This window comes from Roseomonas aeriglobus (assembly GCA_016937575.1).
GTDB lineage: Bacteria > Pseudomonadota > Alphaproteobacteria > Sphingomonadales > Sphingomonadaceae > Sphingomonas > Sphingomonas aerigloba.
This window is the reverse complement of record JAFHKN010000002.1, coordinates 2,051,877-2,067,033: the sequence shown is the minus strand read 5'-3', so window position 1 is coordinate 2,067,033 and position 15,157 is coordinate 2,051,877. Positions and strand designations below refer to the sequence as shown.

The window sequence follows — 15,157 nt, the reverse complement described above, 5'->3', positions numbered from 1 at the left end:
AGACCCGCCCATGACCACCTATCGCCCCGATGCGCTCATCGCATCCGACATCGACGCGTATCTCGCGCGGCACCAGGACAAGTCGCTGCTGCGGTTCCTGACCTGCGGCTCGGTCGACGACGGAAAGTCCACGCTGATCGGCCGATTGCTCTACGACAGCCGGACGATCTTCGACGACCAGCTCGCCGCTTTGGAGGCGGACTCCAAGCGGCTCGGCACGCAGGGTCAGAACATCGACTTCGCGCTGCTGGTCGACGGTCTCGCCGCCGAACGCGAGCAGGGCATCACGATCGACGTCGCCTATCGCTTCTTCTCGACGGATAAGCGCAAGTTCATCGTCGCCGATACGCCCGGGCACGAGCAGTATACGCGCAACATGGTCACCGGCGCCTCGACCGCGGACCTGGCGGTCATCCTGATCGACGCGCGCAAGGGCGTGCTGACCCAGACGCGGCGGCACGGCTTCCTGGTCAACCTGCTCGGCATCCGTCACGTCGCGCTGGCGATCAACAAGATGGACCTGATCGGCTGGGACCGTGCCGCCTACGACGCGATCGTCGATGAGTTCGGTGCGTTTGCCGCCTCGATCGGCATGGCGCCGCCGGTCGCTTTCCCTATTTCGGGGTTGGGCGGCGACAATATCGCGACACGGTCGGCCCATACGCCATGGTTCACCGGCACGACTTTGCTCGACCATCTCGAAAGCGTCGAGGTCGATGCGACACGCGACGCAGCCGGCGCGTTCGCGATGTCGGTGCAGTGGGTCAACCGCCCGAACCTCGACTTCCGCGGCTTTGCCGGGCGGATCGCGCGGGGCGTCGTGCGGCCGGGCGATGCGGTGCGGATCGTGCCGTCGGGCAAGACCAGTCGGATCGCGCGCATCGTCACTTTCGACGGCGACTTGGGCGCGGCGCAGGCCGGCCAGTCGGTCACGCTGACGCTGGCGGACGAGGTCGATTGCTCGCGTGGCGACGTAATCGCGGCGGCCGAGGATGCGCTGGAGGCGGCCGATCAGTTCGAGACGACGATCGTCTGGATGGACGAAACACCCTTGTTGCCGGGCCGGGCCTATTGGCTGAAGACCGGGGCAACCACCGTCAGCGCCACCGTGCGCCCGCCCGAGCACGCGATCGACGTCAATTCGCTCGCCCATCTGTCGGTCAAGACGCTGGGGTTGAACGACATCGGCGTCGCGCACCTCCACGCCGACCGCGCGATTCCGTTCGCGCCCTATGCCGACAGCGGCGAACGTGCCGGCAACCGGGACCTGGGCGGCTTCATCCTGATCGACAAGCTGACCAACGCGACCGTCGCGGCGGGCATGATCGACCGGCCGCTGCGACGCGCGCAGAACGTCCATTGGCAGAATATCGAGATCACGCGCGAAGCCCATGCCGCGCAGAAGGGGCAGGCGGCCAAGCTGCTGTGGTTCACCGGCCTCTCCGGGTCGGGCAAATCGACCATCGCCAATCTGGTCGAAAAGAAGCTGCATGCGCTGGGCAAGCACAGTTTCCTGCTCGATGGCGACAATATCCGTCATGGGCTCAATCGCGATCTGGGCTTCAGCGATGCCGACCGGATCGAGAATATCCGCCGGGTGGGTGAAGTCGCCAAGCTGATGACCGACGCGGGGCTGATCGTCCTCACCGCCTTCATCTCGCCGTTCCGCGCCGAACGCGAAATGGTACGCGCGATGATCCCGGAGGGCGAGTTTCTGGAGATCTTCATCGATACGCCGCTCAGCGTCGCCGAGGCGCGCGATGTGAAGGGCCTCTATGCCAAGGCGCGCGCGGGCGAGATCGCGAACTTCACTGGCATATCCAGCCCCTATGAGCCGCCCGAGGCGCCCGATATCCGGATCGACACCGGTCGTCTCTCTCCCGAAGACGCCGCAGAACTGATCGTCGACCGTGTCGTCGGCATGTGGAGTCCGGTGATTTGAACGACGCGCAGCTGGCCCGGGACATTGCGACGGAGGCGGGGGCGCTGCTCCACCAGCTCCAGCACGCCGGCCGGCTGGAGGGCAGGGCGCTGGGCGACGAGGGCGACCGCGCGGCCAATGCGCTGATCCTCGATCGCCTTCGGGCTGCCCGCCCCGACGATTTCGTGCTGTCGGAGGAGAGCGAGGACGATCCGCGTCGTTGCTCGGCACGCCGTTGCTGGGTGATCGATCCGCTCGACGGCACGGCCGAATATGCGTCCATGCGTCCCGATTGGGCCGTGCATGTCGGCCTGAGCATCGACGGGCGGCCCGAGGTCGGCGCGGTGGCGCTACCGGCGCGCGACGTGACGCTGTGTACCGAGGGGTGCCGCGCCGCGCCGCCCGCCCGCGTGCCGCCCCGCATCGTCGTCAGTCGCAGCCGCCCACCGGCCGAGGCCATCCGCGTTGCCGAAGCGCTGGGCGGCGAACTCGTCCCGATGGGGTCGGCGGGTGCGAAGGCGATGGCGGTCGTGCTGGGGGAGGCGGACATCTACCTCCATTCCGGCGGGCAATATGTGTGGGACAACTGCGCCCCGGCCGCGGTCGCGCTGGCCGCGGGGTTACACGTCAGCCGGCTCGACGGCAGCCCGCTCGTCTACAATCGAGCCGAGACCTGGCTTCCGGACCTGCTGATCTGCTCGCCGGCCGTCGCGAAGACGGTGATCGCGGTCGCCACGGCGTGAACTGAATCCTTGATCCGCGTTGGTGTTGTAGGGTTGCAACACGGTGATTGCATAAACCTTATCCAGATTGTGGGCGCTGCGGGACGCGCCGATACACCCTTCGACCGATACCATCGGCCGTACGCGTCCGCGCGTAACGATAAAAAGAAACGATCGAAGGGAAAAACCATGATCTCCACCTTCCGCCGGCGCATGCTGGCGTCGACGCTGCTGTTGACGGCCGCTGCCGCTGCACAGCCGGCGCTCGCGCAGACCGCGCCCGCCCCGCAGGATACGACCGCAACGGTTCCCCAGACGACCGATACGACCGCGGACGAGCCGCAGGACGTCGTCGTCACCGGCACGCTGTTCCGTGGTGCCGACACGCTGACCGCCTTGCCGGTGACCGTCGTGACGGCCGAGACCCTCACCCGTGCGGGCGTCACCAACACCGCAGACGCGATCCGTTCGGCTGCGGCCGACGGCGCCGGTTCGATCGGTATCGGTTTCACCAGCGGCTTTTCGGCCGGCGGTTCGGCGATCTCGCTGCGCAACCTGGGCGTCTCGTCGACGCTGGTTCTCGTCGACGGCCTGCGCGTCGCCAACTTTCCGCTGAGCGACGACGGCCACAACAGCTACGTCGATCTGAACAGCATTCCGCAGGTCGGCGTCGACCGGATCGAAGTGCTGAAGGACGGCGCGTCGTCGCTGTACGGCGCGGACGCGATCGGCGGTGTGGTGAACATCATCACGCGCAAGAAATTCACCGGCATCGACGGCGGCGCCGAAGCCGGCGTGACCGAAAAGGGTGACGGCCACAAATATCGTCTGCGCCTGCTGGGCGGTATCGGTGACTATGATACCCAGGGCTGGAACTTCTACATCGGCGGCGAATATGAGGATTCGGGCAAGATCACCGCGGATTCGCGCGGCTTCCCCTTCAACACGCTCGACCTGCGCGCCGCGGGCGGCAACGATAACAATCGCGCCGACGATACGCTGACCACGCCGACCACCAACGCGGTGGTCACGCGCACGACGCAGACCGACCTGAACAACCCGCTGGCCGGCAGCGTCGCCAACGCGACGACCCCGGCGATCTTCACGTCGCTGACGCCGCTGGCGAACTGCCCGTTCGGCACCTTCTCGGAAAATACGGCCTCGCGCGTCGGCACGGCGTGCGCGCACGACCTGACCCGCGAATATGTCCAGATCCTGCCCAAGCAGCGCCGCTTCGCCGGTCAGGCGCGCTTCAGCTACCGCGTGACGGACACGATCGAAGGCTATCTGCAGGGCAGCTATTCGAACAACAAGGTCGATATCCAGCTGCTGCCGCGTGGCATCCGTCAGAACCAGGCGTTCGGCGGCGCGCCCAGCACGTCGACCAGCAATCCGGGCATCGTGCTGCCGTACTTCATCTGCTCGGCCGGCATCAATTGCGCGACCGCAGCGGATCGTCAGCTGAACCCGAACAATCCTTATGCGACCAACGCCGCCGCCACCCCGGCGATCGCTGCGGCCAATGCGGCGCGCATCTACTATCTGTTCGGCGACGTGAAGGCGGGGTCGGAGCGCACGAACGAGCTGTACCGCGTCACCGGCGGCCTGCACGGCACGATCGCCGATGCGTGGCGCTGGAACATCGACGTGGGCTATTCGCGCGACGAGCTGGAACTGGTCCAGACGGGCTTCGCCAACCTGAACGGGCTGGTGCGCGCGATCAACACGGGCACGTACAATTTCGTGAACCCGAGCCTGAACAGCCAGGCCGTTCGTGACTCGGTGCTGCCGCCGATCACGTCGCTGTCGAATTCGTCGATCTTCACGACCGACGCATCGGTCGCCCGCGACCTGTTTGCGCTGCCGGGCGGCAACGTCCAGCTGGCGGTCGGTGGCCAGTACCGCAAGGAAAAGCTGACCAACCGCAGCGCCAACCCGAACCTGGACGTGCCGGGTCTGTCGACCGCCCAGGCCTATGGCGATCGTGACGTGTGGGCCGCCTATTTCGAAGCCGCCGCGCCGATCCTCGACGTGCTGAGCGTCAACCTGTCGGGCCGCTACGACCATTATTCGGAAGGGTTCAGCAAATTCTCGCCGAAGGTCAGCGCGAAGTTCACGCCGATCAAGGAAATCTCGCTCCGCGGGTCCTATTCGGAAGGCTTCCGCACCCCGACCTTTGCCGAGATCGATCCGCGCAGCTCGTTCTCGGGCTTCGTCGGCTACACGCCGAACGCCGATTTCCGCGCGGCACACCCGAACAACTCGAGCTACACGACCGCCTATTCCGTCGGTCGCGGCTATGTCGGCAACCCGAACATCAAGCCGGAACAGTCGCGCAGCTTCACGGTCGGCGCGATCGTGCAGCCGACGCCTTGGTTCAGCTTCACCGCGGACTATTTCAACGTGAAGAAGACCGGCCTGATCACGGCAGGCTCGCTCGCGGGTGAGGCTATCAACGCCTATTACTCGGTCGCGAACCAGAGCTTCGCGTCGGCGGCCGCCGCAGCGGCAGCCGGCTGCGCCAAGGTCGCCGCGGTCGGTGCGGGCTATTCGTGCAACGTCATCGACGGTGCCGATCCCTTCGCGCTCAATGCGCTGCCGCGTCTGCTGGTGCTCAACGCGCCGTATGTGAACGTCAACTATGACGTCACCACGGGTCTGCAGTTCACCGCGAACGTCCAGGCGCCGATCAGCGAAGGGCTGCGCTTCGAGAGCCGCCTCGATCTGCAGGGAACCCTGAAGTTCGACCGTCACCTCGACAACGGCTCGGTCCAGCGCTTCGCAGGGTCGGTCGGCCCGGCCGACCTGTCGTCGGGCGGCGGCACGCCGAAGTGGCGCGGCAACTGGCAGAACACGTTCCTGACCGACAATTTCTCGCTGAGCGCGACAACCTATTTCGTCGGTGCGATGCGCGCGGTGGCGACCGACCAGGGCAACCTGGATACGTCGTGCAACGCATCGGTCTATAAGGACGCGCAAGGCGGCAATTCGTTCTGCCGGATCCGTCGTTTCATCTACACCGACATCAACGCGACGATTAAGGTGAACGACCAGTTCAGCTTCTTCGGCTTCGTCGGCAACGTGACGAACGCGCGGGCGCCGTTCTATCCGAACACCTTCTACACCACGCAGCCGAACTATCTGGCGTCGTGGCACCTGCCGGGCCTGATCGGCCGCTCGTTCCGCGCAGGCGCGAACTTCAAGTTCTGATCGGACCCGCGCAAGCGGGTTGAAACTCGGGGGCGGCGCCTTATCGGGGGGCCGCCCTTTTTTCGTATCAGCCGACGCGCATGGCGCGGACCCCCCGCGAGGTGGCGGTACGGACCATGTAGCTTCCCAGCGCCGCACGCTTGATGGTCAACATGGCGCCCACCTCCGGCGGGCGACCGCCCGACCAGGCTTCGGTCGTGTTCCAGCGGGCGCCACCCTCGACCGTCAGGCCATATTTGCCGTAACCCAGATCGACGACGCGCGTGACCTTGGCCTCCAGCTGCGTGATCTCGTCCTCTGGTTTGTCGGGGCCGTCGCGGCCGAACAGGCCGATCCTGGGCAGTTGGAAGCCGAACAGCGACCGCCGCGTCGACTTCACTTCCTCGCGATCGACAATCACCACGTCCTTGCGGCGCACCGCATCGACCAGCTTGCGTGCGGCGGCGTCGCTGCATGCCAGACGCTGCGCAGCGTCACCGATGTCCAGACAGGCGGCGATGCCGTCGATCAGCGAAGCTTCGACCTTCCGCTCCTGCGCCGAAGCTGGCGTCGCCACCGCAACGACGGCGGTGATCGTCAGAATATAGCCACATTTCATCAAGTTGCATCTCCGGATGATTGCGTTGCTAGGCAATGTTAAGCGAAACGTAATTGAAAACCCGTCTAAAATTATTGCCTGTTGCGGCGGTGCAACAGGTTTTGGCGAAATCGCGCCCTAACGACTTCTAGCATTGCGAAGTTTTCTTTCGAAAGTGACGATAAAGGCTGGCCCGGGTCGAAAGCCGGGAACAACGATTGCCGCCGGCCAAGGCGGCAAAAGGGGATGAGAGAATGACCTCCATTTTTCGCCGACGCCTTCTGACGTCGACGCTTTTCCTGTCCGCGGCGGTCGCGGCTGCGCCGGCAATGGCGCAGGTCGCAGAACCCGCTGAAACCGCTCCGCAGGCACAGGACGGCGGCGACGTCGTCGTTACCGGTTCGCGCATCGCCCGTCCGGATCTCGAAGTGGCCAGCCCGGTCAACGTGATCGGGTCGGAAGAGATCGCGCTTCGTCAGCCGAACACCGCCGAAGATCTTCTTCGCGACCTGCCGTCGGTTCGCCCGAACCTCGGCCCGGCCGTCAACAACGGCTCGGACGGCTCGGCCTCGGTCGACCTGCGCGGCATCGGCTCGAACCGTACGCTCGTCATCCTCGACGGTCGCCGTATCGTGCCGTTCGGCCTTGACGGCGTGGTCGACCTGAACGTCATCCCGACCGGCCTGGTCGAGCGTATCGACGTCGTGACCGGCGGTGCATCGTCGGTGTACGGTGCCGACGCGGTCGCGGGTGTCGTAAACTTCATCACGAAGCGCAACTTTGCCGGCGTCCAGGCCTCGGCGAACTATCGCATCTCGGAGCGCGGCGACGCCGCACAGTATCGCGGCGATTTGCTGCTCGGCGCCAACCTCGATGACAATCGCGGCAACGTCGTGCTCGGCATCGGTTATGGCAATCGCAAGCCGCTGCTGACCACCAGCCGCAAGATTTCGGAAGTTCCCATCGGTTCGGGCACCGGCACGTTCCTGGGGTCGACCGGCGCGGTGCCGTCGATCTTCCAGTCGAGCCTGGCATCTGCCACGAACCCCAACGGTCTGCCGACCACCGGCCTGGGCGCGGTCATCGACCCGACGACCGGTTCGTTCCGCGCTGCGACGCAGAACGACACGTTCAATACGAACATCGGCACCTACTTCCTGACGCCGCTCGAGCAGTATAATCTGTACACGGCGGGCCGTTACGAAGTCGCGGACAACATCGAAGTCTATGCGACCGGCATGTTCACGCGGAACAAGGCCGAGCTGGCTTTGGCTGCGTCGGGTACGTTCAACAACGCGTTCGATCTTCCGCTGAACAACCCGTATCTGCCGGCGACCGCACGCGCGCAGCTGTGCGCCGCCAATGGCATCTCGGTCGCCGACTGTAACGCGGCTGCTGCCATCAACACCGGCGTTTCGCGCACGGTGCGCGTCATTCCGTCGCGTCGTTTCCTGGAATACGGCCCCCGCGGCAACCCGATCGAATCGACGATGTTCCAGGTGCAGACCGGCATCCGCGGTGACATCACCGAGGGTCTGAAGTTCGACCTGTCGGCGCAATATGGCGAAACGAACCAGAACCAGGCGCGCGTCAACTGGGGTTCGGCATCGAAGGTACAGCAGGCGCTGCTCGCCTATCGCAATGCGGCCGGCCAGCTGGTCTGCTCGAACACGGCCAACGGCTGCGTTCCGCTGAATCTGTTCGGTGCCAACGGCAGCATCACGCCCGCCCAGCTCGGCTTCATCGATCTCGACGCGCAGATCCGCCGCGTCGTGTCGCAGAAGGTGATCACGGGCTCGATCAACGGCGACCTGTTCAACCTGACCAGCCCGTTCGCCACCTCGGCCGTCGCGTTCTCGGTCGGCGGCGAATATCGCAAGCTGACGGCGTCGGCCACGCCGGATGCGCCGTCGCAGATCCAGGGCGAAGTGCTGGGCACCGGCGCGCGCACGCCGCCGGACTTCGGTACGTACAACGTCAAGGAAGCGTTCGGCGAAATCATCGTTCCGCTGATCGAGGACGGGTTCCTGTATCGGGCATCGGTCGAAGCCGGCATCCGTTATTCGGACTATTCGACGACGGGCGCGAGCACGACGTGGAAGGCCGGTGGCTCCATCGAGCCGATCCAGGGCTTCAAGTTCCGCGGCATGTACCAGAAGGCGGTTCGCTCGCCGAACATCCAGGAACTGTTCCAGTCGCCGGTCCAGGGTCTGTCGAACCTGCTGGTCGATCCGTGCGCCGGCGCGACGCCGACAGCATCGCGCGGTCTGTGCGAAGGCACGGGCGCTCCGGCCGGCACCTACGGCGGCATCTCGCAGCCGTCGTCGAACCAGATCAACGTCACGACGTCGGGCAACCCGAACCTGGACGTCGAACGGGCGACCACCTACACCCTGGGTGCGGTCGTCGCTCCGCGGTTCATCCCGCGCTTCTCGCTCACGGTCGACTACTTCAACATCAAGATCCGTGACCTGATCAGCGCCCCGACGCAGAACGACATCCTCAACGGCTGTTATTCGACCGCGTTGAACCCGGGCCAGACGCTCAATGCGTTCTGTCAGCTGATCCGTCGTAACCCGCTGAACGGGTCGCTGAACGGCGCCGGCGAAACGCCGGGCGTCATCCTGGGCTCGTCGAACCTCGGCCGCCTCGCGACTGCGGGCATTGACGTCGGGTTCAACTATTCGATCCCGATCGACGGCACCGACCTGCGCCTCGGCTTCAATGGGACGTGGCTGGATTACTATCGTATCCAGGCATCGCCGAACTCGATCTATCGTGAATGCACCAACTTCTATTCGACGAGCTGCACCAACGCGCGTCCGGAATGGAAGTGGAATGCGCGCGCCAGCTACGACTTCGGCTTGGCGGACGTCTCGCTGCTGTGGAACCACATCGGCGCGGTCGAACTGGAGCCGATCCGCAACAGCGCGCTCGGCCTGAACGATGCCGGCCCAGGCAACACCGCGACGGCGTACAACGGCATCCTGCCGCAGTTCCGCCAGATCAAGGCATACGACTATTTCGACCTGAACGTCCGGTTCAACGTGTCGGACGAGTTCGATTTCGGCCTGCTCGTCGAGAATCTGTTCGATCGCAAGCCGCCGCTGCTCGGCAACGGCGTTGCGGGCACCGCGTTCAACAACGGCAACACGATGCCGACGATCTACGACGTCGTCGGTCGCTCGTTCACGATCAGCGGCCGTCTGAAGTTCTAAGACGATCGAGACTGTGATCACTGGATGGGGGGTGGCCAAAGGCCGCCCCCCTTTTTTCTTTTCATCCGGCCGTCATCGCGGCAGTGATCCCGCATGGTGAGCGCACCTGAAGCTGTGAACATGGCGATTGCCCAGGCGGTCGCATACCGCGACCGTGGGGAGGGCGAATCCGCCGTCGCGATGATACAGGAGGCGCTTCGCGATCATCCCCGCGACAGCCATTTGTGGCAGACGCTCGGCACCATCTATCGTGCGCTCGATCGATCCGCGGATGCGGTCATGGCCTTTGGCAAGGCCGTCGAATATGATGCCGGGAATGCGCGGGCGGCCTATGGCGTCGCCCAGTCGATGCTGGAGGCCGGCCGCCCGGCCATCGTCGCATTCGATCGCGCGGCGGCGGTGGCGCCGGGCGATGGTGGGCTGATTCTCGGTCGGGTCGCCGCGCACATTGCGACGGGGCAGGGGGACGCCGCGATCGCGACGCTGGCGTCGATCGTCCGCAGCAATCCTGCTTGGCTGGATGGACATGCGACGCTGTCCCGGTTGCGGTGGCAACAGGGTGACCGCACCACGTTCGCGAGCAGCTATGTGGAGGCGCTCCAGGCCGAGCCGCGCAACCTACCGCTGTGGCTCGCGCTGATAGACGCCCTCATCCAAGTCGAAATGTTCGAAACGGCGAGTAGTGTCATCGCGCGGGCGAACATGGCGACCGGCGCGGTCGAGCCGCTGCTGCTTCCCGAAGCCGTCTGCGCGTCGGAGCTTGGCGACGTGGCCGCCGCCGACGCTGCTTTTGCCCGGATGTCGGGGGTCGAGACTCCCCTCGTTCAGGAACGCCTGCTGCGACACTTGATCCGCACCGGACGCCTCGATCGCGCCGCCGCGTTGGCTGATTCGGCCGCGGACCGAGGTGAGGACGGCCCCTTGTGGCCGTATATTTCCCTTATCTGGCGCGTGACCGATGACTTGCGATGGGCGTGGCTGGAAGATCCCGTGCTAATCCGCTCGTTCGATCTCGATGTCGATCTGGATGCGCTGGCCGACCGATTGCGGACACTTCATGTTCTGCGCGCCGATCCCTTGGGTCAGTCGGTTCGACGGGGCACACAGACCGACGGCCCCTTGTTCGCGTTGGAAGCACCGGAAATTCGCAGTCTGCGCGCTGAAGTCGTTGAGGCGATCGAAACCTACGTCGCCGGGCTGGGCGCGGCGGACAAGCGTCATCCCGTTCGGCGGCATGCCGGAAAGCGCTTCCGTTTTTCCGGTTCCTGGTCGGTGCGGCTTACGGAGGGTGGGCACCACAGCCCGCATGTGCATTCGCAAGGTTGGCTCAGTTCGGCATGCCACATCGTCCTGCCAGACGGGGCGAACACGGGTGCGCTCGAATTCGGACGACCGCCGGCCAACCTGAACCTCGATCTTCCGGCCTTCAAGACGGTGCAGCCGAAGTCTGGACGCTTGATCCTGTTCCCCTCGACGACATGGCACGGCACCCAGCCGATCGACGATGGCGAGCGTTTGACGGTAGCGTTCGACGTCGCGCCGCTCAGCTGATCGACTCCAATCGTCAACGCGTTCTTAACCCTCTCCGGTTACGCCGTCGAAACGGTGTAGTGAGGGGTCAGGCGACGTGCGCATTCTGATTATCGACGACGAACAGGCGATGCATGACAGCTACGCGCGCAGCTTCGCGCCGCGCGATACGGCTGCCGGCGATGCTTTGTCGGCGATGGCGAGCGAGTTGTTCGGCGACAGCGGTGACGCTGCGCCGGCCACGCCGTGCGATACGCCGCAGTTCGCGCTGACGCACCGCATGCAGGGCCTGGACGGCGTCGCCGCGGTCGAGGCGGCGGTGAAGCTGGGCGAGCCCTACTCGGTCGCATTCATCGACGTGCGCATGCCGCCGGGCATCGACGGGAAGGAAACCGCACGCCGCATCCGTGCGCTCGACCCCGACATCAACCTGGTGATCGTCACCGGCTATTCCGATTTCTCCCCGCTCGAGATCAGCCGCGCGGCAGGGCCCGCCGACAAGATCTTCTACATCGCCAAGCCGTTCGAGGTGGAGGAGATCGTCCAGACCGCGACCGCACTTTGCCACCGCTGGGCGGCGGACCGCGAGCTTGCGGCGGCTCGCGAAGCCTTGGCGGGGCAGGTCCACCTGCTCGAGGAGCAGGCGCTGGAACTCGCCGCGAACGAGAGCCGCGCGGTCCATATGGCGAACCATGATTCGCTGACAGACGCGCCCAACCGCCTCGCGTTCCTGCGCGCGCTCCACGCGTCCGTCCGCAGTGACGAACGGTTCGCGATGACGATGATCGACCTCGATCGCTTCAAGCTGGTCAACGACAGCTTCGGGCATCTGGCCGGCGACGAGCTGATCCGCGTCGTCTGCGGCAAGCTGCACGCCGCTGCCCCGCGCGGGTCGTTCATCGCGCGGCTGGGCGGCGACGAATTCGCAGCCCTTTTCCCCGCGACCGGCGAGGACGAGGCGGTGATGATCTGCGAGCGGCTGCTGAAGGCCTGCTCGGACACGTTCACTGTCTTCGGCCACTCGGTCCAGGGCGGGGCGTCGCTGGGCGTCGTCGTGGTCGAGCCGGGATCGACCAACGATCCGATCGACGTGATGCGCCGCGCCGACCTAGCGCTCAACGAAGCCAAGCGTGGCGGTCGCGGCCTCGTCCGCGTGTTCGACGAAAGCATGGACGAATCGATCCGCTTCCGCCGCCAGATCGAAAGCGGGCTGTCCAAGGCGATCGCCGGTGGCGAACTGAAGCTCGTCTATCAGCCGATCGTTGCCAGCGGCGCGATGAAGGTGACGGGCTTCGAGGCGCTGCTGCGCTGGCACAGCCCGGAATATGGCATGATCTCGCCGGCGATGTTCATTCCGATCGCCGAGGAATCGAACCTGATCCACGAGCTGGGCGACTGGGTGCTGGAGACTGCGCTGGAGGCGGTGAAGCACTGGCCGGACCAGTATGTCTCGGTCAATTTCAGCCCTCGCCAGTTCCGCCGCCAGAATTTCGTCGGCCGGGTGATCGAACGCGTCCAGCGCTCGGGCGTCAGCCCGACACGGGTTCAGATCGAAATCACCGAAACCGCGATCTTCGACGACGCCGAGCGCGCTGCCGAGACGCTGTACCGTCTGCGCCAGATGGGCTTCCGGATCGCGCTCGACGATTTCGGCACCGGCTATTCGTCGCTGTACAACATCCGCAAGTTCGCGCTCGATTGTCTGAAGATCGACCGCAGCTTCATCGACGGGCTGGGTCGCGAGCGCGAAAGCTCGGCGATCGTCCAGTCGGTCATCCACCTCGGTCGTGCCCTTGCGATGGAAGTCGTGGCCGAAGGTGTCGAGACCGAAGCACAGGTCCAGGCGCTGCGTGTCGCGGGCTGCAGCCACCTGCAGGGTTATTTCCTCGCTCGCCCGATGGCGGAGGAGGATGCGCGCGCGCTGGCCGCACAGGCATTCCTGTTCGACGGTAGTGCTGACACGGCCGAGGGAGTGGCGACCGGGACAAACGGCTGATGCCCGGCCGAACGCTGCGCTGGATGGACCGCATCGGGCTGAGGCGCATTCCGAAGTCTCTGGGCGCGCAGCTGGTGTTGATCCTGACCGGCGTCGGGCTGGTCGGGTCGATCGCCATCACGCTGCTGCTGGCCGCGGTCATTACGCCAAGCTTCAATTGGCTGGAGGAGGCCGCGGTCGAGGCAAACGTCGAGCGCACCCAGGCGGCACTCGGCGAGTTCGCGGCCAAGGTCGAGACGGCGGTGCGCGATTATGGCGACTGGAACGCCAGCTACGATTACATGGCGGCACCGTCGGAGGCATTCGAGCGCGAAAGTTTCTCGCCGCTCGCGATGCAGAACCTCGACGTCAGCGGCATGGCCTATGTCGCGCCGGACGGACGGATCGTCATCGCGCGCTGGCTCGACCCGCGGGCCGGGCAGGATCGCGCCGATATGCGGGCCCGGCTGATCGCGCAAATCCCGACCATGCGACTGCCCGGCCTGCTGTCGAAACAGAGCTCGCGATCCTTCTACATGCGGTTCGGCACGACGCTGGCGGCGGTCGGCGTCGCGCAGGTCCGACGCAGCGACGGCAGCGGGACGCCACGCGGCTATGTGCTGATGGCACGCGAACTGACTCCGGCGCAGTTGGGGCAGCTGCTGCAGCTGCCGGCCCGGCTGGATCTCAGCGCCCGCGACACCAGCGTTTCCGTCGACTCCACGCGGGACAGATTGCGGATTGCGGTGCCGATTTCCGGCGCCGACGGCGCGACCGTCGCCAGCGCGCGGTTCGGCGTGCCGCGCGACCTGTCGCTGCTTGGACGGCGGATGCTGTTGCTGGCGGTCGGCGGGGCGGTGCTGCTGCTCGGACTCGTGCTGCTGGTGCTGCGGCGGATGATCGGGCGACTGGTGCTGAAGCCCCTCCATCGTGTCGAGCGGCATATGGGGGTCGTGCGTACGTCCGGCACGCCGGTCCTGCTGACCGACGACGCGCGGGCGGACGAGATCGGCAGCCTGGTCACCAGCTTCAATTCGATGCTCAGCCAGTTGAAGGACCTTCGCGAACAGGTCGAAGTCCAGTCCTTCAAACTCGGCCAGAGCGAAAGCGCGGTGGCGGTCATGCACAATGTCCGCAATGCGCTGGGGCCGATCGCGACGATCCTGTCGCAGGGTCTGGCCGCCGCACCGCCGGCCGATCGAGCCCTGCTCGACCGCGCGATGGCCGAGCTGGCGGACGACGGCGTGCCACCGGCGCGCCGGCAGAAGCTGGTGGCCTTCGTCGCCGCCGCGCTGGAGGCCGATCGCAACGACCGCGACGCGCGGCGCGAAGGGCTGGAGACGGGGCGCAAGGCACTCCACAATGTGCTCGAGATCATCGGCCAGCAGCAGGAGCAGGCGCATGAGAAGCCACCGCTCAGCCTGATCGACCTGAGCGACGTCGTCGCACAGAATGCGACCATCGCGCGCTATTCGGGCGACGCGTCGATCGCCTTCGTGTTCCCGTCGACCCCGCACTGGGCGATGGCGAACCGCGTGATCCTCAGCCAGGTCATCGGCAACCTGCTTGCCAATGCCGGGGAAGCCATCGTCGCGTCGGGCGGGGAGGGCGGTCAGATCACCGCCTCGATTGTCGAGGTCGGCGACCGTGTCGAGCTTCACATCCGCGACAATGGCGAGGGGTTCGATCCGGCGAACGAGCCGAAATTCTTCCAGCGCGGCTATTCGACGCGGGCGCACAAGTCCGGCGGGCTCGGGCTGCACTGGTGTGCGAACGCGATGCTCGCGATGGGCGGATCGCTGCGGCTGGAAAGCATGGGGAAGGGAACGGGTGCGAGCGCGATCCTGACCCTGCCGGCGCCGGATGCCGCTGTGATGCCGGTTGGGGAGGCGGCGTGACCGTCCCCAGCCGTCATTCCCGCGACGGCGGGGATAAATTCTGGCTGACGTCTCGCGTCCTTACGACCACCTGTTCCAATTGATCCCCGCCTTCGCGAGGATGACG

Annotated in this window: 8 protein-coding genes; 7 read left to right on the top strand and 1 reads right to left on the bottom strand. The window is 65.7% G+C overall.

The features are described from left to right. The first annotated feature begins 10 nt into the window (after positions 1 to 10). The 3 genes from cysN (at position 11) to JW805_10330 (ending at position 5,853) form a co-directional block, all read left to right on the top strand. Positions 11 to 1,942: a sulfate adenylyltransferase subunit CysN gene (gene cysN / locus JW805_10340; protein MBN2972414.1), complete on the top strand. Its 1,932-nt coding sequence runs from the start codon at positions 11 to 13 to the stop codon at positions 1,940 to 1,942. Continuing rightward, complete coding sequence (locus JW805_10335; protein MBN2972413.1) at positions 1,939 to 2,664, top strand: 3'(2'),5'-bisphosphate nucleotidase CysQ; 726 nt, start codon at positions 1,939 to 1,941, stop codon at positions 2,662 to 2,664. The genes cysN and JW805_10335 overlap by 4 nt, the downstream gene beginning before the upstream one ends. A gap of 168 nt (positions 2,665 to 2,832) precedes the next feature. Further along, on the top strand, positions 2,833 to 5,853 hold the full coding sequence (locus JW805_10330) for a TonB-dependent receptor (protein ID MBN2972412.1): 3,021 nt from the start codon (positions 2,833 to 2,835) through the stop codon (positions 5,851 to 5,853). Between the two features lie 67 nt (positions 5,854 to 5,920). Here JW805_10330 and JW805_10325 read toward each other — a convergent pair whose 3' ends face one another. Beyond that, positions 5,921 to 6,451, bottom strand: coding sequence for a hypothetical protein (locus JW805_10325; protein ID MBN2972411.1), 531 nt, complete (start codon positions 6,449 to 6,451; stop codon positions 5,921 to 5,923). 233 nt (positions 6,452 to 6,684) lie between these two features. Here JW805_10325 and JW805_10320 point away from each other — a divergent pair, with 233 nt between their 5' ends. The 4 genes from JW805_10320 to JW805_10305 all read left to right on the top strand — a co-directional run bounded on the left by JW805_10320 (position 6,685) and on the right by JW805_10305 (position 15,051). Continuing rightward, complete coding sequence (locus JW805_10320) at positions 6,685 to 9,648, top strand: TonB-dependent receptor (protein MBN2972410.1); 2,964 nt, start codon at positions 6,685 to 6,687, stop codon at positions 9,646 to 9,648. 120 nt (positions 9,649 to 9,768) lie between these two features. Beyond that, on the top strand, positions 9,769 to 11,199 hold the full coding sequence (locus JW805_10315) for a tetratricopeptide repeat protein (protein MBN2972409.1): 1,431 nt from the start codon (positions 9,769 to 9,771) through the stop codon (positions 11,197 to 11,199). 76 nt (positions 11,200 to 11,275) lie between these two features. After that, complete coding sequence (locus JW805_10310; protein MBN2972408.1) at positions 11,276 to 13,174, top strand: EAL domain-containing protein; 1,899 nt, start codon at positions 11,276 to 11,278, stop codon at positions 13,172 to 13,174. After that, on the top strand, positions 13,174 to 15,051 hold the full coding sequence (locus tag JW805_10305; GenBank protein ID MBN2972407.1) for a HAMP domain-containing protein: 1,878 nt from the start codon (positions 13,174 to 13,176) through the stop codon (positions 15,049 to 15,051). Before JW805_10310 ends, JW805_10305 begins: the two co-directional genes overlap by 1 nt. The last annotated feature ends 106 nt before the right edge of the window (positions 15,052 to 15,157 follow it).

Excerpts from the sequence above, each read along its gene's own strand:
- JW805_10320 (MBN2972410.1), top strand. The coding sequence starts at position 6,685 with ATGACCTCCATTTTTCGCCGACGCCTTCTGACGTCGACGCTTTTCCTG.
- JW805_10325 (MBN2972411.1), bottom strand. The coding sequence starts at position 6,451 with ATGAAATGTGGCTATATTCTGACGATCACCGCCGTCGTTGCGGTGGCG.
- cysN (MBN2972414.1), top strand. The coding sequence starts at position 11 with ATGACCACCTATCGCCCCGATGCGCTCATCGCATCCGACATCGACGCG.
- JW805_10305 (MBN2972407.1), top strand. The coding sequence starts at position 13,174 with ATGCCCGGCCGAACGCTGCGCTGGATGGACCGCATCGGGCTGAGGCGC.
- JW805_10330 (MBN2972412.1), top strand. The coding sequence starts at position 2,833 with ATGATCTCCACCTTCCGCCGGCGCATGCTGGCGTCGACGCTGCTGTTG.
- JW805_10315 (MBN2972409.1), top strand. The coding sequence starts at position 9,769 with ATGGCGATTGCCCAGGCGGTCGCATACCGCGACCGTGGGGAGGGCGAA.